We start from the raw sequence: 23,150 nt of genomic DNA, 5'->3' as shown, positions 1-23,150 counted from the left end.
CAGCCGTCCCTCGTCGCTGTTGTCTATCGTTTACGGTTCTTTCCAATTGAGTAAGTGTCACGTAAAGCTACCCCCCTTGTCTTCAGCTTATGTAACCCTATAAATGATTCATGCGTTAACACTTAATTTCGTTGCTTTATATTTTGTTTAATCGCATATTTCGTTCAAAAATAATGTTCTGAATAGCGATTATCAGTAAATTCAAAGGGCTTAAAATTCAAAAAATGAGCCCGTAAGTTATACTGTTAACGCTTTATTAAACACACCTTGCGTCAAGTGCGTACAAGACCCTTTACTCCTATTGCGCAAGCTAACTTAGAGGAAGAGATTGTGTTACAAGACTACCGAAAACACGTTGAAGAACGTGCCGCTCAAAATATTCCCCCTAAACCTCTTAACGCTGAACAGGTAGCTGGCCTGATTGATTTGTTAAAGAACCCGCCAGACGGGGAAGGGGATTTTCTATTAGCGCTTCTTTCAGAGCGAGTGCCGCCTGGGGTTGATGAAGCGGCTTACGTTAAAGCCGGCTTTTTAAGTGCTATCGCAAAAGGTGAAGATAGCTGTGAGCTGATTTCAAAGGAAAAAGCCGTAGAACTGTTAGGCAATATGCACGGCGGTTATAACATTGCAACGTTAGTAGAGCTACTTGACGATGAAGACCTCGCGCCATTGGCTGCCAAAGAGCTGAAACACACACTTTTGATGTTTGATGCGTATCACGATGTGGAAGAAAAGCATAAAGCCGGTAACGAGTACGCCACTGACATCATTAAATCGTGGGCAGAGGGTGAGTGGTTCACGTCACGCAAGGTAATGGATGATAAAATTACTTACACCGTATTCAAGGTTACAGGCGAAACCAATACTGATGACTTGTCGCCTGCTCCTGACGCATGGTCTCGCCCAGATATCCCCTTGCACGCCCTTGCAGCTTATAAAATGCCGCGCGAAGGTCTAGAGCCTGAAGAGCCTGGCGTTAAAGGTCCGATGGCACAAATAGAAGACATCAAAAGTAAGGGCTATCCCGTTGCTTTCGTCGGCGATGTAGTCGGCACAGGTTCCTCACGTAAGTCAGCAACGAACTCAGTGTTGTGGTTCTTTGGCGAGGACTTACCGGGTGTGCCCAATAAGCGTGGCGGTGGTGTGTGCATCGGTTCAAAAGTCGCGCCTATCTTCTTTAATACGATGGAAGACGCGGGTGCGTTGGTGTTTGAAGCTGATGTGGAGAAAATGAACATGGGTGATGTGATAGACATCTACCCATTTGAAGGAAAAATCACTAATCATGAAACCGGTGAGCTTCTCGCAGAATACAGCTATAAATCAAAGGTGATTTTGGATGAGGTTCGCGCAGGTGGGCGCATCAACCTGATTATCGGTCGCGCTCTGACTGAGAAAGCGCGCGAGACACTCGGTTTAGGCCCGACGGACTTGTTCAGAAAACCCGAACAACCCAAAGACAGCGGCGCGGGCTTCTCGCTAGCGCAGAAAATGGTAGGCAAAGCCTGTGGTGTCGAAGGCATTCGCCCCGGTACGTACTGCGAGCCTAAAATGACAACCGTAGGTTCGCAAGATACCACAGGCCCTATGACCCGTGATGAACTGAAAGATTTAGCGTGTCTTGGCTTTACGGCTGATTTGACCATGCAGTCATTCTGTCACACCGCGGCTTATCCGAAGCCGGTGGATATTGAAACACAGCACACGTTACCTGATTTTATAATGAATCGCGGTGGTGTATCGCTTCGTCCGGGCGACGGCATTATCCATAGCTGGTTAAACCGCATGTTACTCCCTGATACAGTAGGGACAGGTGGCGATTCTCACACCCGTTTCCCGTTAGGTATTTCATTTCCTGCGGGTTCAGGTCTAGTTGCGTTTGCTGCGGCGACCGGCGTTATGCCGCTAGATATGCCCGAGTCAGTATTGGTGCGATTTAAAGGCGAAATGCAGCCGGGTATAACGCTGCGTGATCTTGTGCACGCTATTCCGCTGTACGCCATTAAGCAAGGTCTGTTGACGGTAGAGAAAAAAGGCAAGATCAATGCCTTCTCTGGCCGTATTCTTGAAATCGAAGGGCTAGAGAACCTAACCGTAGAACAGGCGTTCGAGTTATCGGATGCGTCGGCGGAACGTTCAGCTGCAGGTTGTACTATCAACCTTTCTGAAGCATCGATTGCTGAATACCTGCGTTCAAACATTACCATGCTTCGCTGGATGATCAACGAAGGCTATGGCGACCCACGTACGCTAGAACGCCGGGCGCAAAAAATGGAGGAATGGCTTGCTAACCCAGAATTAATGCGCGCCGACGCAGATGCTGAGTACGCTGAGGTAATTGAAATTGACCTTAACGACATTAAAGAGCCTATTGTGTGTTGCCCTAATGATCCGGATGACGCGAAAACCCTATCGGATGTTGCAGGTGATAAGGTAGACGAGGTGTTCATTGGTTCATGTATGACCAACATTGGTCATTTCCGCGCTGCCGGTAAACTCCTAGAACAGTATAACAAAACGCTACCTACCCGTTTATGGATGTCGCCACCGACTAAGATGGATAAAGCTCAGCTAATGGAAGAGGGCTATTATAATATCTATGGCCGTGTTGGTGTGCGCACAGAAATGCCGGGCTGCTCGTTGTGTATGGGTAACCAAGCACGGGTTGATGCAGGGACAACCGTACTTTCAACGTCCACACGTAACTTCCCTAACCGCCTGGGTGATGGCGCGAATGTGTATCTGACATCAGCAGAGCTTGCCGCTGTGGGTGCAATCGTTGGTCGCATACCAACCGCCGAAGAATACATGGAATACGCAAGTAAAATTAATGCCATGTCCAGCGAAGTTTTCCGCTACTTAAACTTCGACAAAATGCCGAGTTTTAAAAAGGCTGAAGAAGAAGCGAAGGCACGCATTATTCCAACATTGAATGTTGCTTAAAATAGTGTATAAACTACAAAGCCGGTTGCCTTAGTGGTGACCGGCTTTTTTATGGCGAAAAGGAATGTCTAATGGGAAAATCTTTCTTTATTGTTGCTGCACTTGTATTAACCTTAGGGTGTGCAAAAGCGCAGGTTGATCCTGCATCGTCTTTGAATTCAGTGGAGTTTGAATCGATTACGCTGAAGATTGGCGGCAAGCACTATGAAGTTGAATATGCCAACACTTTTGAACAACGTGCACAGGGGCTCATGTTTCGCAAAGCCTTGTGTGAAGACTGTGGTATGTTTTTTAAATTTTCTAGCCCAAGAATTGCGGGCATGTGGATGAAAAATACCTTTGTTCCTCTAGACGTAGCATTTATTGACAGAAAAGGCGTAATAACGGATATAAAACCTCTCACTCCGCATAGTTTGGAGTCGGTCGGATCATCGAAAGAGGTACTTTACGCGTTGGAAATGAACCAAGGGTGGTTTGCCGAGAATAATATAAAAGTGGGCGACCAAATAACGATTGATTAACCGCGCAGAACGCGCGGTTGCTGCTAGCGAAAGCTAGTTTTATTCTGGAGTTAAATATAGTGACAAATGCCTTATCGATAGCTAAGTTCGGTGGAACTAGCGTTGCGAATTACGAAGTAATGCAGAATTGCGCTCGAATTGTTGCCGGTAATGACAAAACGCGCATTGTGGTAGTGAGTGCGGCTGCCGGGGTAACTAATCACCTCGTTAGCCTAGCGCATACACCGATGACGCAACAGCAAATTGAAGAGACCTGCCAAGCAATCATCAATATCGAGCTTGCCATTCTTAACAAGTTGGAAGATAAAGATGCGGTAGAGCCGAAACTCAACGACTTGTTAGATGAAATGCGAAGCTTAGCGTTTCACGAAGAGATCCTTCACCGTGATGATTTAAAAGACCAGCTGCTCTCTATGGGCGAGCGAATGTCGTCGTTGTTGTTCGCCTCAGTGCTCGCAGAGCAGGGCCTGAAGACCATGAACTTCGACGTACGCAAAGTGTTGCGCACTGACAGTGAGTTTGGTGAAGGGGCGCCACAAATTGAAGAGATCGAAAAGTTATCTAAACAATTGCTTGCACCTGAAATTGAAAATGCAATCGTGGTTACCCAAGGTTTTGTTGGCGCAGATGAAGAAGGTCGCACAACAACGCTAGGTCGTGGCGGCTCAGACTTTACAGCCGCGCTTCTTGCAGAGGCACTTGATGCAGAATCCTGTGAAATTTGGACTGATGTAACTGGGGTATATACAACTGACCCGCGTATTACACCTGCAGCACATCCTTTACCTGAACTCAGCTTTGAGGAAGCGGCAGAAATGGCAACCTTTGGTGCGAAGGTGCTTCACCCTGCAACCATGGAACCTGCGCTGCGTAAAGACATTAAGGTGTTTGTAGGTTCTAGTAAAGAGCCCGAAAAGGGCGGTACGTGGATTGTACGTGATTGTGAGCATGAACCACCTTATCGCGCTATTACTCGCCGTAAAGAGCAGGTGATGGTAACAGTGAAAACGCCGAAGATGATGTATGCTCAGGGGTTTTTGCAGCAGGTATTTGCCATCATTGCTAAGCACAAGTTAAGTGTTGATTTAGTCACAACGTCCGAAATTTCGGTATCTTTTACTCTTGATAACCCAGCAAATTCGGTCGCTCAGCGTTTGAACAAGGAAACCATTGCGGAGCTCGAAACTATCTGTGATGTGAAAGTGGAAAAAGGCTACGACCTAGTTACTGTTGTAGGTAATAATATGCAAACCGCCGTTGGTGTTTCAAGCAAGATATTGGCTGCGGTGTCAGATTTTAACCTGCGTATGATTTGTTTTGGCGCGAACCCGCACAACCTATCGTTCTTGGTGAACGAGACTGACAGTGATGTAATCGTTCGCAAGCTCCACTCCGCGCTATTTGAGTAATAACAGCACATACTGAAATACTCAGCGCTACATAAATTTAAAAACGACTGCTTTTCGCAGTCGTTTTTTATCTAATTGGTATCAGAAATACTCGATACTACATTGCGGCCCAGTCTTTTGGCATTGTATAAAGCCTCATCCGCTTTCTGAAACAAAGACTGGCTGTCTAAATTTACTCCTTGTTCTTTACACGCCACACCGATAGATACTGTTACAAACGTGCTGGTTGGTGATTTGGCGTGCTCGTAACACCTTTGCTCTACGTGAGAGCGGATATTGTCAGCGACTTTCTTTGCTTCTTCTAGGCTGGTCTGTTGCAGTACAACGGCAAATTCTTCTCCACCATACCTAAAGGGTTTGTCAGTCGCCTCATGAACCGATTGCTTTATACATTGAGCAACTAACGTCAGTGCCTCATCGCCTTTAGCATGCCCATAAAAATCGTTAAATTTTTTGAAATGGTCGATATCGATAATAAGTAAACTGATAGATGAGTGGGTGGTTTTCTGAGTACTTGAAAGTTGAGCCATCCACTCATCAAAGTATCTTCGATTTGATAACCCTGTTAAGGCATCAGTTCTGCTTAGGTTTTCTAATACTGCATTTTTCTCACTTAAATTAGATTGCTGCTCTTCAATGGTTTTGAATAGTTGATTGAGTCGGTGACTTAGCTGAAAAACTTCGTTACTACCGTCGAGTTCACACCTCAGTGAGAAGTCTTTTTCATCTTGCGCGTGCTCTACGAACCTTAATAGTTGATAAAAAGGGGCAATGAGTTTTCTATTGAGAAATCCATAAAAGACGATGAGTGCTATTACGGAGAAGAGCACACCAGCAAGCAAACTCCCTTCAAATATCGAGTCATTTTCAGGTGACGAGGGACGTTTAATCGAGAGTGCAAAAAGTGGGTTGTCGCTAGTGTCAGTAAACAGAATGTAAAGGCGTGCCGTGTCGCTTTCTCTCAATTTTACTGTGCTGGTTTGATCACCCAATTCACCGTATTTTACACTCGCGGCTAACTGCGTCTTTGATAGCGTTGACAATGGATGAAGCAATATATCGCCGTTAAGATTGGGCGTAATCCTTTGTATAAACGCATCATTAATATCTTGGATGATAATGGCAGTGCCGTTGCTTTCGCCTTCTTCGTTAGAGGGCAATATTGGGCTCGCAACTAGTGCTACAGGCGCATTTTCAATGATTGCAAAGTGCGTTTTTGCGAGTTCTTCAGTCAACAGGTAAGGCGTTACTAGGGCACCACTTTGCACTATTTGCTTTTCAATATTTATAGCATTGGTACCGACACGCTTGTAATCGCCTGCCACTAATTGCGATTTAGCGTCAAAAAAATACCAGCCCGTAATCCCCAATGTCGAATAGCTTAAAGGTAAAAAATAGGTTTTTTCAAACCAAGCGGTATTGCGCTCTGATACTGCCTTGTATGTCTCATCCCACACCGCATTATCATAAACGAGATTTTCTAAAGCTCGGAGTTCTTGATTAACTTCAGAGGCAAGGCGCAATAACTCGAATTTTAAGCTTTCGTTAGCCAAACTTTTTATTTGAGGGGATATGACAAAGGCGCGAATACACAACTGAACCAAAACGACAGTTGTAACGACAAGGGTAACCGCTACGATAAGCTGGGATCGAAGTGTTTTAAAAAGCAAAACTAGAACCAATACTTACTAAAAGCCAAGAGTATAGTCTATATGTTGTAATTTGCCGTAGAAATAAAAAACGCCAGCGAAGCTGGCGTTTGTCATATAACTCATTTGCCTTAAAAGGCAAAAAATTAAACTTTAAATTGTCTGATAGACTGCTGTAGCTCCTCGGCTAGTCGCGCTACTTCGTGGCTAGACTCTGAGGTTTGCTGTGCACCTGCGGTGGTTTCTTCAGCGATACCCACGATGGTTTCGAGTTTTTCGCTGATTTCTTGCGATACCGTATTCTGTTCACGTGCAGACTGCTCAATTTGAGAGCTTACGTCATGGGCTTTATGAACCGCATCGGTAATGATATCCAGTGCCTGTGTGGCTTTTTCAGTTTGCGCAACACAAGCTGCGGTTTGCTCTTTACCCTGATTCATCACTGATACCGCTTTCTCTGCGCCTGCTTGAAGCACTTCAATCATCGCATTGATTTCTTGTGTCGACTGCTGTGTGCGGCTAGCAAGCGTTCTAACTTCGTCCGCAACCACTGCAAAGCCTCGCCCTTGCTCACCGGCGCGAGCAGCTTCAATGGCCGCGTTTAATGCCAGTAAGTTGGTTTGGTCAGCAACACCGCGAATAACGTCAAGGATGCCGCCAATGCTCGCACTGTCTTGATGAAGTTTATTAATAACGTCAGCCGCTTCTTGCACATCGCGAGATAGCACTTCAATGGTGTTCTTGTTTTCAAGCGAGATCTTGCGCACGTTTTCCGCTTCTGCGTCAGCATGGCGAATTTGGCTAAGGGTATCTTCAGCATTCTGCACAACCAGCTGTGACGTTGAGTGCATTTCTGTTGTAGCCGTTGCGACTTGGCCTATTTGAGATTTTTGATCCTGGATAGAGTGCGTTGTTTGTGCCGTTACCGCAGAGGTTTGCTCTGACGCCGCAGCAAGTTGTTCTGCGCGCACGTTTATCGCGGTAATCAGCTCTTTGAGATTGCCAATTAGCGTATTACAGTTTCGCGCCAAAAGGCCAAACTCGTCTTGCGCTGAATCATCTAAACGATGTGTAAGGTCGCCCGATGAAGCAACGGTAAGTAGTTCATTTACGCGATAAAGTGGGCGTGTAATCGCACGCACTGTCGCGAAACCGATAATTGCAGCAACGGCGATAGAAATTAGTACCACGACAATAACAACGGTATTACCCGTTGTAATCGCGCTATTTACTTGGCTTTCTACATGGGAAGCTTTTTTATCTGCAAGCGTAAGCAGGTTTTCCAGCGCTACAACACCTTGTGCAATGTTTTCGTCTGATGCGTTCAACGCTTTTTCAGCGTCGTTCCTACGCTCTAATCGGTCAACGTGGAGCTGAATTACGCCGTCATTTGCTTTGATAGCATTAATTGCATTATTGACTAAGTCGTTAATGTCATCCAGTGTGCCCGAATCGTCGCGCCCGCCAGCGGTCTGCATCATTTCGCTCAGCTGGGTAACGACTTTTTCGACAACAAGGTCTACTTCATTACCTAAGGTTTGTGAACGAACAATAGTCTGAGTTTTGATATATTCATACGATACGGTTAGCAAAGAAAGTAACGAGGTCTCAAGTTGGCCTCCTACCTCAGAAGCTCGGCGAAGGTTGGGGTCTCGCTGAACACTATCTAGGTCCGAAAAGTCTAAAAGATACGTCGATGCATCGTCAGCATTGTCTTCTGCATCACCGAGTCTGTCTTGAATGCTGTTGCGCAAATCCAGGTACATCTGGTGATTTTTATACATAGCCTCAACGTTCGTGATATAGCTTTCGTAAGACTCACGGACTGAGCTAAGTGTATTTTTGAGTTCTGGCTCGTCGTTAACGGCTTGTGCGAGCTTTTTATACTCACTTTCGAAGTTATCTTTGGCTGCGTTGAAAGAAGTTCGCTTGTCTTTCAATTCACTTAAATTCTCTTCAATATAACTTTCAAAAGTAAGGCGGCCCATGTTGAGGAAACTTGCTTTGAGCGCATTACTGCCTGCTACGGTGGGTAAAGCAACATCGTTAACTTCTTCAGTAGCAGAGCCTATTGAATTCAGGTTATAAAGTGAAACAACACTGATGACGATTAGAAGTGCGCTAATCGCGACAAATCCCCCGATTACGCGTGTGGCTACCGTTATTTTCATCGGAACTCCTGGATGAGTGTTTTTATTTTTATCCTTAACGATATTACCCGTCTCAGCCAACAAAATATAGCGCTATAAGTGCGCGATTTTGATCTCTCGCCGAGAAGAAGATGAAACACTATCGTTATCAACTGACGTAATTGTATCGGCTACAATAACTTAATGTTTATTTTATTTAGCAACTTAGTATAGAAATTATCGGTAAAATGCCACTGGTAATACCAGTTGGGCGCTGAAAATACCTTAACGCTTAAGCCCTTAAGTGAGCGAGAGATGTTTTATGCGTTTATTTTTGTGAGCGATGCGTTACTCAGGTTAAGCAACGTCATGCTTTGACCCCATACATATCCGGTGTCTAGCCCTATAAATTGTTCGCTATTAGTTTGACCTGAAAGTGCGGCCCAATGTCCAAAGATAACTCTTTGTTGAGATGCAAGCTGCGCATTTTTTTGCGCAAACCAAGGCATGATTAAGCTGCTTGTGCTATGAGACACAGCGCTAGGGTGGGATTTGTTGTCGAAGTCAAGTCTGCCATCAGCGTAAACAAAGCGCATTCGGGTGCAAGCATTTACAATGAAGCGAAGACGCTCTTCACCTTCTAAGCTGTCTGACCAGCTATTCGGTTTATTCCCATACATGCTAGAAAGAAAGTCTGCATAGCTATCGGACTTTAAGATGGTACTGACTTCATCGCTCAGTGATACGCTTTGGTCAATAGACCATTTAGGATAAAGTCCTGCATGGATCATGACGGAGTGGTCGTCTATTTTCATTGCCAGTGGAAACTGGCGAAGCCAGTCAACTAGATCGTTTAAATCTGAGGCGTTAAGCAGTGACGCTAACTTGTCTGATTTTTTGGCTTTGCGAATTCCGTTAACGACTGCCAGAAGGTGTAAATCGTGATTCCCCAGCACGCTATGAAAATTTTTTCCGAGAGATTTCAAAAAACGAAGGGTGCGAAGAGAGTCTTCCCCGCGTGCAACTAAGTCACCTACAGCAAACAGTGTATCGTTTACGTCATCAAATTTTACTTTATCTAAAACGCGGCGAAGACCGTCATAGCAGCCTTGAATATCGCCAATGACATATGTGTTACCTTGAGACATAAAACCCTTAATGAAGAATGCTGGGAACGGCTAAGCGAAATATATCGATAGGCACCCGAAAACGTTCACCGTCTTCCAATTCCATCTCGTAATAGCCTTCCATATTCCCCACGGGGGTGTCAATGACTGCGCCGCTGGTGTATTCAAATCGCTCACCCGCTTTCATGATAGGTTGTTTACCCACAACGCCAGCGCCTTGCACCTCCGACGTCTTGCCATTTGCGTCAGTTATTTTCCAATAGCGGTTAATGAGTTGTACCGTTTTGTCGCTATTGTTTTCAATAGTAATATGATAGGCAAAAGCAAACTGCTTTGAGTCTGAGGGAAGGTGTTCTGGGAGGTGGCGGGTTTTTACCCGCACCTTAATATCAAGTACATCCATGAATGGGATTATTGCTCTTGTTGACTCTCTTTTGCCGTCACTGCATTTGCCAGTGTTGCAAAATCGTTGAGTGATAGAACTTCAGCGCGACACGTGGGGTCGAGACCGAGTTCACGAATTTCATCTTCACTTAAACAATCTTTAAGTGAATTACGGATGGTTTTTCGACGTTGGTTGAAGGCCTGCGCACAAACACGTTCAAGCGTGTTCACAGAGTCGACGTCAACAGGTGGTGCCTGGTGTGGCACTAGCTTCACTACTGCCGAGTCGACTTTTGGTGGTGGATTGAAGGCGCCAGGCGGCACGTTCAGCACTGGAATAACGTGACAATAGAATTGAGCCATCACTGAAAGCCTGCCGTAATTTTTCGAGCCAGGCCCTGCCGCCAAACGATTAACTACCTCTTTTTGTAGCATAAAGTGCATGTCTTCAATGCAATGAGCGTGGTCAAAGAGGTGGAACATTAGCGGCGTTGAAATGTTGTACGGCAGGTTGCCAAACACGCGAAGTTTTTTGTCTTTCACTGGCATTTCTTTTGCCAGAGCGCCAAAGTCCATCGTCATCGCATCTTGTTCAATAACCGTGAGTTTATCACCGTTGAATGGATGATGGCGTAAACGCTTGGCTAAATCACGATCCAACTCAATTACCGTGAGCGCGTCGACTTCTTCACACACGGGGTCCGTGAGCGCGCCTAAACCAGGCCCTATTTCTACTAGGTTTTGTTCGTTTTTTGGTGCGATTGCAGCGACAATTTTTCCTATCACGTATTCATCGTGTAAGAAGTTCTGTCCAAATCGCTTTCTGGCCGTATGGCCTAAATGTGTTTTACTCATTGTTGATGATATGCAAGCTCAATGGCTTTTTCCAATGCTTTTCTAAAACTGCCAGCGTCGGCTTCGCCCGTAGCTGCTAAATCTAAGGCAGTACCGTGGTCGACCGAAGTGCGAATGAAAGGTAATCCTAGCGTGATGTTCACAGACGCGCCAAACCCTTTGTATTTCAGCACGGGCAGGCCTTGGTCATGATACATAGCAAGCACCACGTCGGCATGTTCTAGGTATTTTGGTTGAAAGATGGTATCAGCGGGTAAAGGCCCCGTTATACGTAGCCCCTCTTCTCTAAGCTCATCGAGCGCTGGAATAATGGTATGTATTTCCTCAGTGCCGATATGGCCATCTTCTCCAGCATGAGGATTCAGTCCGCATACGTAAATGTGGGGTTCTTTGATGCCAAATTTAAGCTTTAAGTCAGTATTAATGATATGGATGACTTTATAAAGACGATCTCGAGTTATGGCTTTTGCCACGTACTCTAGAGGAATATGCGTAGTGGCGAGCGCTACATTTAACCCTTCAGTAGCAAGTAGCATCACAACATCAATGGTATTCGATTGATAGGCAAAGAACTCTGTATGGCCGCTAAACGATACGCCTGCCTTATTAATGATACCTTTGTGAACGGGACCGGTAACGACCGCGTCAAAATCGCCATCCATATTTGCCTGACACGCTTGACGCAGGGTTTCTACCACGTACAAACCGTTCTCGCTGTCCAGCGTGCCTGGTACAACTTCCACTGATTTATCGATTTGTTTTATGTACAAGGAACCCGCAGGCTGAATGTGCGGGTTATTGGCGTCGTAATCGATAAGCGTAAGAGGCAAGCCCAACGCGCTTGCTCTTGCCTTAAGCATATCGCCATCAGCGAACACGACAAGCTGCGCTTGCCATGTTTCTTGGGCCAGTTTAATGATTAAATCTGGCCCGATACCGGCCGGTTCTCCCGGCGTTATTGCTATTTTTATTGGTGTAGTCATGAATAACTTATTGTTACGAGTCGACAACTTCTACGTAAGCAGCATCGCGCATCTCACGTAACCAGTTTTCGGTTTCCTCTGAAAATTTACGGTTGAAGATAAGCTGGTAGGCTTTGTCTTCTTTACGCTTATCGGTGGCGTCATCCATACGGCGGTCGATAAGCTGAATCAAGTGCCAGCCGAACGTTGAGCGAACAGGGTCGCTAAACTCTCCCGGCTCTAGTTGAGCTAATGCTTCTTTAAACGCGGGTGTGTAGTTCTCAGGATCTGACCAGCCTAACTCACCACCGCGCAGCGCTGAGCCAGGATCTTCCGAATATTCTTTTGCCAATTCGGCGAAGTCAGACTCACCGTTTTTCACTTCTTCTTTAAAGCGAGAAAGCATTGCTTTTGCTTTATCTTCACTAAGAATAATAGATGGTTTAATAAGAATATGACGAGAATTTACTTCTTCAACTGTTACTTTTTCAATTCCGCGAGTATCAAGTACTTTCAAAATATGGAAGCCAGCGCCGCTTCGAATTGGGCCTACAAGTGCATCTTTATCTTTATCTTGAATGGCTTCGGCAAACAGGGTTGGCATCGCATTAATGTTAAGCCAGCCCATATCGCCACCTTCCAGCGCTTCGTTGCCCGACGATGAAGCAATAGCAATTTTAGCAAAATCAGAACCAGAGTCTAACAAGGATATCACTTTATCAGCGCGCTCACGTGCTGCTTGGATGTCTTCATCTGTTGGTTCAGGTGGAAACCCGATAAGAATATGACCTAAACGGTATTCCGCCTGTGTTGCACCCTGTTGCTCCATCAAGTCAATCAGCGTATCAATTTCCTGTGGGGTAATATAAACACGTCGACGTACGTTAGCACGGCGAACTTCACCCATAATAATTTCTTCTCGAATGTCTTCGCGGTAATCATCGTAGGCAATGCCTTCAGCCGCTAATTGGGCGCGAAGTTGTTCAATGGTCGCATTTTGGTTAGCCGCGATATTACCAATGGTCTGTTCAAGCTGAGGGTCGCTGATACGAATCCCCATTCTCTCCGCCATTTGAAGCTGGAGGCTCTTCGTGATCAAACGCTCAATAGCCTGTGTACGTAGCGCTCTGTCTGAAGGAAGTTGTTGATCATTGGCTTCTGCGTTGCGTTTAACTTCTTGGACAAGGGCGTCAATTTCGCTTTCAAGAACAACGCCTTGGTCAACAATGACAGCAACACGGTCAAGTATAACCTCTTGCGCAACACTGTTAAACGAGAGTAGGGCACCTAACATCAATGCACGGATAATGAACTTCATACACACTCTTTTATTATTGGTTAATTGCATTTAAGCGCAGTAACGCGCTCAACTGCGGGTTAATTTAAACTATAAGGCTGACGATAGCCAAACATACCGTCTTGTAGCATGTTTCGCCGGGTTCCCGACGAACCAATGCCTTTGAAAATAAATTGTAGCGATACGCCAGAGTCAAAGTCGTCTGTAGTCTGCTGGCCCGCGTCATTGTAACGATTATTTAAGCTACGCTGAGCAACAAGTCGTATTGCCCAACAGCATGACTCGTACTGAATACCCGCATAGGTTTCAACACTTCGATGGCGCTCAAGGTCTCGATACGTACGCCCGACCCACTGCCAATTTTCAGAAATAGGCCAGCTTGCCGAAATTCCAATTTGGTCGATTGTCTCACCACTGAGATCGCGAACATAACGGTGGCTTAATTGAACAAAGCGCGCATCATCTTTACGGTATTCAATACCCACGCTGCTTAAATCAACTTTGTCGGTGTCAGTCGTTACTTGCACATCAGAATGGAAGAACCAGTTGTTGTTAAAACGCCAGTCCACTTCGGCGGCAAGTGCAGAACGATCTTGGTTTTTGGTTGCTGCAATGACTTTGTTATCTTCAAGGTAGAATATCTGACCCACACTAAGAACGAATTGTTCCCGATTGTTTTTATCAAGCATGCGTGTGGTTGCGCCAAGGGTTATTTGATTGTTGTCACTAATTCTGTCAAGCCCGGTGAATTCTTGGCCCCGAAACAACCCTTCAACATCGGTTAATAGGGGGGTAGAGTCGTAAAAACCAATGGCAGTTTGGTCTTGATAAGATGTATATAAATACTGAACTTTCGGTTCCAACGTCATTGACATGTCGTCGCTGAACCACGATGTATCTCTCTCAAAATACAGCGCGCCGTAAAGACGTGCTTGACCAAGGGTGCGCTCGACATCCTCTTTTAAGTTAGTGCCTTCTACATTGTCTTGCTTGTACACCGTTTGAAATAGCGTGGTTTCAGCCACAAGTTCGCCCCAAGCTGCGCGCAGAGGTATGGCGAGTGTAGGAGCAATATGAAAACGAGTAGCAGTTGGCGCAGTCTCTAACGTATTGTCAAAATGCGCGACTTCAGAGTCTAAATCAAATTCAAAATACTCGCCCAGCGACTTACTGTAATTCACTTTTATTTCTGGCACGGCGCGATAGCTGTCTTGAGTATTACCCAATACCTCGAAGTCTTTTATCTGCATGTTGACAGATAAATTTGGTGAGTAATAACTCAGCCCAACGCTACGATAGAGGTGTGTGTCTGCGCGGCTGTAATAATCTGAGCCCAAATCCACGAGGTAGTTGTCATCACTCAAACCATTAAAATCTATGTTGAGTAACCAATTGTCAGCGATCAAGCCTTGATGTTCTAAACGATAGAAATAGCGGTCGGGGTTGCCTTCAATGTCAGAATCACCCGGTAAATATTCTACGTAAGCTTTACCTTCACTACGTTCGGTTAAATAACGAAACTCGGTGTTTAGCTGCAGGCCGCGCAGTGACATTAAACGCGGCGATATCGTCATGTCGTAATTTGGGGCAATATTCCAATAAAAAGGTTGGGTGTAGTCAACCCCCGTTCTGCTCGAACTGGTTAGTTCAGGAAATAACAGGCCAGTTTGCCTCTCATTACTTACTGGGAAAGCAAAATAGGGTAAGTAAAACACAGGTACGTCTGCAATATAGAAGCGAGTATGCTTGGCCTGTCCCCATACGGTGCCTTTCTCTAAGCTTATCTCGCTGGCGCGTATCAGCCAATCTTCTTCACCCTCTGGACAGGTAGTAAAGCTCACTTCTTTAAGCATAATACCTGAATCGGTGTCTAACACGATGTCTTTGGCTGCGCCTTGCCCTACAAAGCCCGTCAGTTGGTAGCGGGTATTTTGCATTTCTAAACGTTCTTCTTCGGAGCGAAGGGTTACCGCATCGCTTTCCACCTTCAGCTGCGCGTCTTGATAAGTTACGTCGCCTTTTGCAATGAGGTCGCGACCACTGCCATTCACTTGGGCTTGCGAGGCGCTGATCACCGCAGTATCTGAAGTGATATCTACATTTCCAGAAAACAAGGCTACGGTATCTCGAATAATCTCTGTGCGGTTAGCTTCTACTTTTACATGGCCTTTAGGCATTAACGCCTTACTGTTAAAGGTAACGGGCTCTACAGTGCAAAACGCCATTGGAGCGGCATCTGATAAGGGTTTAGTATTTGGAGCTGTCGTTTCCTGTGCAAACGCGACAGTAGGCAAGAGAGTCGCGGAAACAAGCATGGCGCAGGTGTTTTTCATGCGTTAATGGGTGGCCTGTTTTGTTGTATGTTGCTTTTAAACCCAAGTAAGACGATGTGCGTCTTGGTTAGTTCGACATAACGTTTTAAAAAACCAGTGATAGATTCCAGTATCAACCAGAGCTTAGATGAACGTGGTTATCACTTGCGATTACTTTTTATTTAAGCGCCCAATTCTAAGCACTTCTGGCACAATTACCAACCATTCAAACAAAAAAATGCACTTTTATACGTTTATAATCTCAAAGAACGAAGCAAATATCTGTGCTTCCCTAGGTTTTGCAGTGGCGAAATAAGCGCAATCATTTAACCTAATTGGCCTGAGATAGAGAAATGTAGAGTAATACCAGTCCGCATAGATAATTACCCCCTCAGCGAGATTTAAAATGATCTATGCGGATGGGTATAAACTTCCCATGCGCTGGTTAACTAACTTGTGAATTTGATATGATGCAGTCCTTTTCACGCTGTGCACGGTGTGTTCAGGCATAAATGCTTTTCTTTTTCGGTTCGTGCACTAACGGAGTATGACGCGATGTCAATGTGGGGAAAAATCCTTGGCGCTTTGTTCGGCTTTATGTTTTTCAAACATATCGCTGGCGCTATATTCGGGCTGATTATTGGACACTTTTTTGATAAAGCCTACCGACAAGACTTCAATCAACTAGGTGGGTTTGGACGCTTTTTTACTGATCCAAATAGTCTTAAACAGCAAGCTATTTTCTTTCACAGTTTGTTTAGCGCGCTCGGTCATCTTGCTAAATCTGATGGCAAAGTGACAGACCGTGAAATCCAAATCGCGACGGCGCTGATGGATGAGATGCGCTTGACCGGTGACGCGCGACGGGAAGCGCAAGATGCGTTTAGAGAAGGGAAAGCACGAGATTTTCCTTTAGTTGAAACGTTAAAAGGCTTTTACGACGCCAGCCATGGAAGAAGAGATATTCTCCAGGTTTTTTTGGAAATACTGATTCAAGCTGCATTTGCCGACGGCCAGCTTTCTCAAGAAGAGTACAATGTACTTGAAAAGGTCGCTAAACCCCTTGGATTTAGGCGCCGGGATTTGGACTATCTCATTTCAATGTATGAAGCTGAAATTCGCTTTAGACAACGGGGTGGTCAGCGCACTCACGGAGGTACAGGTCGCCGTCAACAGGGGGCAAGTGGGCAGCAATCAACGTATTCAGAGCAGCAAAGTGTAGATGATGCTTATCAAATATTAGGTGTGTCGTCGTCTGACGATGAGAAAACGATTAAACGCGCATATAGAAAGCGCATGGCCGAACATCACCCAGATAAGTTAGTGTCTAAAGGCTTACCTGAGCAAGCCATGGAAATTGCTAAGAAAAAAGCACAAGATATTCAGTCAGCTTATGAGTTGATTAAGCAAAAGCGTGGATTTTAAATGACGAAAAAGGAACGTCAGCTAACCTATGTGCCGGCGGCGAGCCAAGCGCACATTGATGGGTTTATTGAAATGCTGTGGCTTGAAAAAGGGTTATCAGAGCATACCCAGCAAAGCTATCGGACTGACCTCACGAAGCTTGCCATTTTTAGCAATAATGTAGGCGTTAAAGACATTGCGGTGCTTACCACCGAACAGCTTCAAGATTACTTAGCTTATCGTCATGACAAAGGACTTTCTACTCGCAGTACACAACGGGCGCTCAGTGCCATTCGAGCCTTTTTTGTTTTTCTAATCAGTAAGCAAGTTCGTGTAGACAGCCCGGTTTCCGCGCTGTCTAACCCCAAAACGCCAAAAGCTTTACCTTCTTCGCTAAGCGAGCAGCAAGTTGAAGATTTACTTAATGCGCCTTTAACCGACGATCCCATTGAGTGTCGAGATAAAAGCATGCTTGAAGTGTTATATGCAACAGGTCTGCGTGTCAGCGAGCTCATCGGGTTGACGATGGACCAAATTAGCCTTCAACAAGGTGTGGTAAGAGTGGTAGGTAAAGGTAATAAAGAGCGTTTAGTACCGCTAGGTGAAGAGGCTATAGAGTGGCTGCTTACCTACATCAAAACCGCGCGACCTATTCTTGCCAGTAAAACATCCGATGTGGTCTTTTTAAGTAAGCGTGGACAGAAAATGACGCGCCAAACGTTTTGGCATCGCATTAAGTACTATGCGGTTAAAGCGGGCATTGAACAGCATTTATCACCCCATACACTGCGCCATGCTTTCGCTACACACCTTCTAAATCATGGTGCGGATTTGCGTGTAGTACAAATGCTCTTGGGTCACAGCGATTTATCAACGACGCAGATTTATACCCATGTCGCGACAGAGCGCCTGCAAACGCTAATCCACAGTCATCATCCTCGAGGCTAATTACCAAAAAGCCAGTTAAAGAAGAATGCTATAAAATGGGCCTTGCATACGATGAGACTCAGCGCTGACATGTATTTAACGAAAAGGTCTGTGATAGGATACCTGAGTTTCATTACACTGAAAGAAAACGACGATAAATAGTGCTGTAATACTCACTTAACACAGAAGAGCTAAAACAGCGTGCTATTATTTCGACGTTAAATGAGGCGAGGGAAGTGGAAAACTTGCGTTCGATATGCAATTTTTTGCTACGTTTCGCGGTCTGAAATGATAAGTGTAAAATTTTTAGCGGTTGCCATAAGCCATGGGGCATAGATGTGAGCAGCTGCATTCTAGGCCAAAAAGCACAACGCGCTAAGATGGCACAATGGAGAGTATCGAGTGAAAGCAGTAAAAAAAGTAGTGTTAGCCAGCGTATTAGCGGCAGGTTCACTGTTGGGCATGAGCGCGCAGGCTGCTGATGAAGCCGCTATCCGCGACAAATTGACATCAATGCTGGGGTTAGATGTTGAAACCATTGCCGACTCCCCAGTGTCTGGATTGGTTCAGGTATCGACGAACCGGGGTCTCTTTTACGTCAGTGAGAACGGGCAATATTTACTTCAGGCCCGTGTGTTTAATATTGATGAAGAAATGCGTAACGAAACTGAACTGGCGCTCTCTGGTATGCGCAAAGAAGGCGTAGCTTCGATGGCATCGTCGTCAATTACATTTAAAGCCAAAAACGAAAAGCATGAAATAAGCGTTTTCACCGACATTACATGCGGGTACTGCCGCAAGTTCCATAACGAAATTGATGAGCTTAATAATGCGGGCATTACCGTGCATTATCTTGCGTTTCCGCGTTCTGGTTTAAATAGCCAGAACTATGAAGATATGGTGTCGGTATGGTGTGCGAAAGACCCACAAAAAGCGTTGACAAAGGCCAAAGCGGGTAGTGATGTGGCCAGCGCAAGCTGCAAAAATAAAGTGGCCGAGCAGTATATGTTGGGTCAAAAGCTCGGGGTGAACGGCACGCCAAATATTGTTTTGCCAGACGGCTCACTTATTCCGGGTTACCAGCCAGCAGCACTTCTTGCAAAGGCATTAGAAGACATAGAGTAGTGATTGAGACGTTATCGTTATTTATATGAAAAAACGCACGTTCTGTGCGTTTTTTTGTTTTCTGCGGTATGATTCGTCTCGCTATTTTTTTACGTTTTTTCGTATAGTTTCACTTTGCAGTTTGTACGCTACATACTCACAAAGAGCGGCAGATTTAAATTCGTGCAGTAAGCTTGGGCCTATTGAACCTAGGTCAGTTTAAATTGGCCCTGTGTAGATTAGCCCCGTGTAGATTGACATCGACAGCTGCAGTTACAGTATTGGTTTAGTGGTATCTCATGATTTTGCCTATTGTTCGCCGCGAGGTTTCCGGCGCCTCGTTAAGTTCCGAATTACACCCTGTTATCGATAGAATTTATCGCGGTCGCAATATTGCGAATATAGATGATCTGGAAAATAGCCTTAAAGGGCTAACCCACTTCAATGTATTGAAAGGGATGCCGCAGGCCGCCAGTATTCTTGCCAATGCTGTTACGCACAATAGACGCATCATCATCGTGGGTGATTTTGATGCCGACGGGGCAACCAGTACATCAGTATGTATATTGGCCCTACGTGCTATGGGTTATTACAACGTTGATTTTCTTGTACCTAACCGATTCGACTTTGGGTATGGTCTCAGCGTACCTATCGTTGATGAGGCTGCTAAACAGGGGGCAGAGATTATTGTAACGGTAGATAACGGCATATCCTGTGTTGACGGTGTGACCCACGCAAAATCCTTGGGAATGCAAGTTGTTGTTACCGATCACCATTTGCCAGGACATGCACTGCCGCCTGCCGATGCGATAGTTAACCCTAACCAACCTGGCTGTGACTTTCCTTCCAAAAATTTAGCCGGGGTAGGCGTTGCCTTCTATATCATGCTTGCGCTTAAAGCTGAGTTGCAACAGCAAGGGTATTTCGAGAGGGTAGGTATTGCGCCACCAAACTTAGCCTCGCTGCTTGATATTGTTGCTGTTGGTACTGTGGCCGATGTTGTCGTTCTGGATAAAAATAACCGAATTTTGGTTCATCAAGGTCTTCAGCGTATTCGGGCAGGTAAATGCCGACCTGGAATTAAAGCTCTAGTTGAAGTGGCCAATCGCGATTGCGCTCACCTTACCTCAACGGACCTAGGCTTTGTGGTAGGGCCAAGGCTTAATGCTGCAGGCCGATTAGATGACATGTCGCAAGGCATTGCTTGTTTACTAGAAGATGAAACTATTCAAGCGCGAATGATTGCTGCGGAGCTCGACGCCCTCAATAAAGAACGCCGCGAAATTGAAACTGGCATGAAAGCGCAAGCGGAAACTGTGCTAGAGCAGATGGCGCTGGATGAAGGAGATATGCCTAGCGCACTGGTGGTGTACCGTGAAGACTTCCACCAAGGTGTTATTGGAATTGTGGCAGGACGGCTCAAAGAGAAGTATCTAAAGCCCGTTATCGCGTTTGCCCACCAAGACGATGCCATTATTAAAGGCTCTGCGCGCTCTATTCCCGGTGTCCATATTCGCGATGTGCTTGACGAAGTTAATACTCGTTATCCAGGGGTTATCGAGAAATTTGGCGGGCACGCCATGGCCGCTGGATTAAGCCTGCCTGTCGCTAAGCTTAAAGACTTTGAACGTGCTTTTGTTGATGTGGCGCGAACCCATATGGAAAAGCTCGATGGCAACCATGCGCTGCTTTCCGATGGTGACCTTTCGTCAGAGGAACTGAGCTTGCCCTTTGCGCATTTACTGCGACAGGCTGGTCCGTTTGGCCAGGGCTTTGAGTCTCCGTTATTTGATGGCGAATTTTCTTTGCTTGACCAGCGCTTAGTTGGTCAAAAACATCTTAAAATGGTGTTAAAGAGCGACGGCGCCAATGAAGTCGATGCCATTGCGTTCAACGTTGATTTACAAACATGGCCCAATGCCATGGTCAAGCGTGTACATATTGCCTATCGACTAGATATTAATGTGTTTAGAGGGCAAGAGACGGTGCAGCTTATTGTTGAGCAGATAGAAGCGCGTTAGCACAGACAAGCTCGCATGCGGAAAAAAGCGAGTAAGATAAAAAGCAAATAAATAAGGGGGCGAGGGTGAAAAGCGAAAGACAAAAGCTGGTGGAAAAGCATAGTCAGCTTAATCAAACCGACAATGTTAAAGTCATCTCCCACGTTCAGCGAGAAGAGAAAGACAGCGACTGGATACGCCACACTATTATGCTGGAAGGTATTGATGTGCCCTTTATCTATCGGCGTAAGCAGCAATATCAAAGTTTAAAAGGTGCGCGAGTGAACGTGACCTATTATCGCTACGTCGAAGATGTCGCGGGCATTGAGTTTGAAACCATGAAAGTGGTAAGAATTAAGCGCAGCTAGCATCCACATAGCTACAGCCTTTAAGCCGCCATCAATATAGTGATAAATATATAAGTGAACAACAATGAATAACGAGTGGTTAAATGCCTATGTGCTGCATAGACGCCCTTACAGGGAGACCAGCTATATTGTTGACTTTTTCACCCTTGAAGAAGGGCGCGTTAGCGCGGTGGCAAAAGGCGTAAAAAACAGTAAATCAGACAAAAAAAGTCTGCTCCAGCCTTTCCAACATCTTCGCCTTCAGTTAAGTGGAAAGTCAGAGTTAAAAAGTTTACGTCACGTAGAAAGTGTCTCCCCGTCCATCAACCTCACGGGCACGGCGTTATTTTGCGCCATGTATGTTAACGAGCTAACCAATCGCGTTATGCCGGCTGGGCTTGCCAGCGATGGTGTTCACCACGCCTATGAAAATGCGCTGATATCTCTTCGTGATGAGAGCGACATAGAAGTGACCTTACGTCAGTTCGAATTCGCACTGCTTGATGAAATGGGGTTGTTGCCCGACTTTACTACAGATGTAGAATACGAGATGCCCATTGAAGGCACCGGTAGCTATCATTTTCAGATTGACGCGGGCTTTGTTCGACTGCCCGATGATATGGCGGGTCCCCGCGGCATGCGAGGTTTTCCCGGACAAGCCCTGCTTAGTTTGTCGCAAGGCGAGTTTACTCCGCTGAGCAAAAAGGTGGCTAAGGTGCTTTGTCGAGACTTACTTAAACCGCTGATCGGTGATAAGCCACTTAAAAGCCGTGAACTCTTTATGCCTAAATCACGTTAACGCTTTTGATCATCTATCCTGCACCACATAATTGACAGCGCTAAGCGGTTTAGCAATAAGCATTACTAACGCTAACTGCTTTAAATTATTTTCTCTTAACTCAATCGCTTAAACAGCACGCTCCATAAAAAAGTTTGCTACAATTGCGTTTTTCCTAACGAGGGTATTACGCCCTTTAAGCAACGTATTTAACATGAAGAGCAAGCCTTTTCTTTCGCTCTTACAGGCTAGGTGATGAAATGAGCACGATTTTATTAGGCGTTAACATCGACCATATCGCAACGCTTCGCAATGCGCGCGGTACCCATTACCCAGACCCAGTGCACGCAGCGGATATCGCTGAGCGCGCGGGGGCAGACGGCATAACGGTTCATTTGCGTGAAGATCGCCGACACATTAAAGACCGCGATGTACGCATTCTAGCGCAAACCATTAATACCAGACTCAATCTGGAGATGGCGGTGACTGAAGAAATGCTGACTATTGCAGAAGAAGTGAAGCCTGTTTTTTGCTGCCTAGTACCGGAAAAGCGTGAAGAGCTGACCACCGAAGGTGGTCTTGATGTGGCTGGCAATTTTGACAACATCAAAGCGGCCTGTGAACGGCTCGCTAATGCGAACATTTTGGTGTCGTTGTTCATTGATGCGGACAAAGCGCAGATAGATGCGGCAGTGGCATGTAATGCCCCTTATATCGAAATTCATACCGGCCAGTACGCAGAAGCTACCAGCGAAGAAGAGCAGCACAAAGAGCTAGCGCGCTTAGTTGAAGGTATAGAGTATGCCGATAGCTTGGGGCTTAAAGTGAATGCAGGCCACGGCCTTCACTATCACAACGTTAAGCCTATTGCGGCTATACCTCAGCTAATAGAACTTAACATTGGTCATGCTATTATTGCACGCGCTGCCTTTGATGGGCTTCATACCGCTGTCGCTGATATGCGTAAGCTTATGCTCGAAGCACGCGCGGGTATTTAACATT

18 protein-coding genes are annotated in these 23,150 nt (G+C 45.7%); 10 read left to right on the top strand and 8 right to left on the bottom strand.

What is annotated here, in order from left to right; translation table 11 throughout:
- The first annotated feature begins 330 nt into the window (after nucleotides 1-330).
- The 3 genes from acnB (at nucleotide 331) to lysC (ending at nucleotide 4,873) form a co-directional block, all read left to right on the top strand.
- On the top strand, nucleotides 331-2,943 hold the full coding sequence (gene acnB / locus GVO63_RS03685) for a bifunctional aconitate hydratase 2/2-methylisocitrate dehydratase (protein ID WP_159578161.1): 2,613 nt from the start codon (nucleotides 331-333) through the stop codon (nucleotides 2,941-2,943).
- A gap of 71 nt (nucleotides 2,944-3,014) precedes the next feature.
- Nucleotides 3,015-3,464 (top strand): DUF192 domain-containing protein, encoded by a 450-nt coding sequence (locus GVO63_RS03680; protein WP_159578160.1) that lies wholly within the window; start codon nucleotides 3,015-3,017, stop codon nucleotides 3,462-3,464.
- 59 nt (nucleotides 3,465-3,523) lie between these two features.
- Nucleotides 3,524-4,873, top strand: coding sequence for a lysine-sensitive aspartokinase 3 (lysC, locus tag GVO63_RS03675; protein ID WP_159490398.1), 1,350 nt, complete (start codon nucleotides 3,524-3,526; stop codon nucleotides 4,871-4,873).
- Nucleotides 4,874-4,944: 71 nt separating this feature from the next.
- Here the strand turns inward: lysC and GVO63_RS03670 are convergent, their stop codons facing one another.
- From GVO63_RS03670 to GVO63_RS03635, 8 genes are all read right to left on the bottom strand, one after another.
- Entirely contained in the window at nucleotides 4,945-6,543 is a 1,599-nt protein-coding gene (locus GVO63_RS03670) for a diguanylate cyclase (protein WP_159578159.1), read from the bottom strand.
- 125 nt (nucleotides 6,544-6,668) lie between these two features.
- Nucleotides 6,669-8,693, bottom strand: coding sequence for a methyl-accepting chemotaxis protein (locus tag GVO63_RS03665; protein WP_159578158.1), 2,025 nt, complete (start codon nucleotides 8,691-8,693; stop codon nucleotides 6,669-6,671).
- Nucleotides 8,694-8,971: 278 nt separating this feature from the next.
- Nucleotides 8,972-9,799, bottom strand: coding sequence for a symmetrical bis(5'-nucleosyl)-tetraphosphatase (locus GVO63_RS03660; protein WP_159578157.1), 828 nt, complete (start codon nucleotides 9,797-9,799; stop codon nucleotides 8,972-8,974).
- A 7-nt stretch (nucleotides 9,800-9,806) separates the two neighbouring features.
- The gene (gene apaG / locus GVO63_RS03655; protein WP_159490406.1) at nucleotides 9,807-10,181 is read right to left on the bottom strand and encodes a Co2+/Mg2+ efflux protein ApaG; all 375 of its coding nucleotides are present in this window, start codon (nucleotides 10,179-10,181) and stop codon (nucleotides 9,807-9,809) included.
- Nucleotides 10,182-10,189: 8 nt separating this feature from the next.
- Nucleotides 10,190-11,017, bottom strand: coding sequence for a 16S rRNA (adenine(1518)-N(6)/adenine(1519)-N(6))-dimethyltransferase RsmA (gene rsmA / locus GVO63_RS03650; RefSeq protein ID WP_159578156.1), 828 nt, complete (start codon nucleotides 11,015-11,017; stop codon nucleotides 10,190-10,192).
- The gene (gene pdxA, locus GVO63_RS03645; protein ID WP_159490410.1) at nucleotides 11,014-12,000 is read right to left on the bottom strand and encodes a 4-hydroxythreonine-4-phosphate dehydrogenase PdxA; all 987 of its coding nucleotides are present in this window, start codon (nucleotides 11,998-12,000) and stop codon (nucleotides 11,014-11,016) included. Before pdxA ends, rsmA begins: the two co-directional genes overlap by 4 nt.
- A gap of 13 nt (nucleotides 12,001-12,013) precedes the next feature.
- On the bottom strand, nucleotides 12,014-13,297 hold the full coding sequence (surA, locus tag GVO63_RS03640; protein WP_159490412.1) for a peptidylprolyl isomerase SurA: 1,284 nt from the start codon (nucleotides 13,295-13,297) through the stop codon (nucleotides 12,014-12,016).
- A gap of 59 nt (nucleotides 13,298-13,356) precedes the next feature.
- Nucleotides 13,357-15,609: an LPS-assembly protein LptD gene (locus GVO63_RS03635; protein WP_159578155.1), complete on the bottom strand. Its 2,253-nt coding sequence runs from the start codon at nucleotides 15,607-15,609 to the stop codon at nucleotides 13,357-13,359.
- A 534-nt stretch (nucleotides 15,610-16,143) separates the two neighbouring features.
- On the opposite strand from GVO63_RS03635, the gene djlA reads away from it, so the two are divergent.
- The 7 genes from djlA (at nucleotide 16,144) to pdxJ (ending at nucleotide 23,146) form a co-directional block, all read left to right on the top strand.
- Complete coding sequence (gene djlA / locus GVO63_RS03630) at nucleotides 16,144-17,013, top strand: co-chaperone DjlA (RefSeq protein ID WP_159578154.1); 870 nt, start codon at nucleotides 16,144-16,146, stop codon at nucleotides 17,011-17,013.
- Nucleotides 17,014-17,940: a site-specific tyrosine recombinase XerD gene (gene xerD, locus GVO63_RS03625; RefSeq protein ID WP_159490418.1), complete on the top strand. Its 927-nt coding sequence runs from the start codon at nucleotides 17,014-17,016 to the stop codon at nucleotides 17,938-17,940.
- A gap of 381 nt (nucleotides 17,941-18,321) precedes the next feature.
- Nucleotides 18,322-19,044 carry a bifunctional protein-disulfide isomerase/oxidoreductase DsbC gene (gene dsbC / locus GVO63_RS03620; protein WP_159578153.1) on the top strand — a complete coding sequence of 241 codons (723 nt, stop codon included), beginning with the start codon at nucleotides 18,322-18,324 and terminating at the stop codon, nucleotides 19,042-19,044.
- Between the two features lie 278 nt (nucleotides 19,045-19,322).
- Nucleotides 19,323-21,044: a single-stranded-DNA-specific exonuclease RecJ gene (recJ, locus tag GVO63_RS03615; RefSeq protein ID WP_159578152.1), complete on the top strand. Its 1,722-nt coding sequence runs from the start codon at nucleotides 19,323-19,325 to the stop codon at nucleotides 21,042-21,044.
- Between the two features lie 65 nt (nucleotides 21,045-21,109).
- Complete coding sequence (locus GVO63_RS03610; RefSeq protein WP_159578151.1) at nucleotides 21,110-21,391, top strand: hypothetical protein; 282 nt, start codon at nucleotides 21,110-21,112, stop codon at nucleotides 21,389-21,391.
- Between the two features lie 64 nt (nucleotides 21,392-21,455).
- Entirely contained in the window at nucleotides 21,456-22,169 is a 714-nt protein-coding gene (gene recO, locus GVO63_RS03605) for a DNA repair protein RecO (RefSeq protein ID WP_159490424.1), read from the top strand.
- 239 nt (nucleotides 22,170-22,408) lie between these two features.
- A complete protein-coding gene (gene pdxJ / locus GVO63_RS03600; protein WP_159578150.1) occupies nucleotides 22,409-23,146 on the top strand; it encodes a pyridoxine 5'-phosphate synthase in 738 nt (245 codons plus the stop codon).
- Nucleotides 23,147-23,150: the final 4 nt, after the last annotated feature.

The organism is Alteromonas sp. KUL106, from assembly GCF_009811415.1.
Lineage (GTDB): Bacteria > Pseudomonadota > Gammaproteobacteria > Enterobacterales > Alteromonadaceae > Alteromonas.
This window is presented reverse-complemented; position numbering and strand designations above follow the sequence as displayed.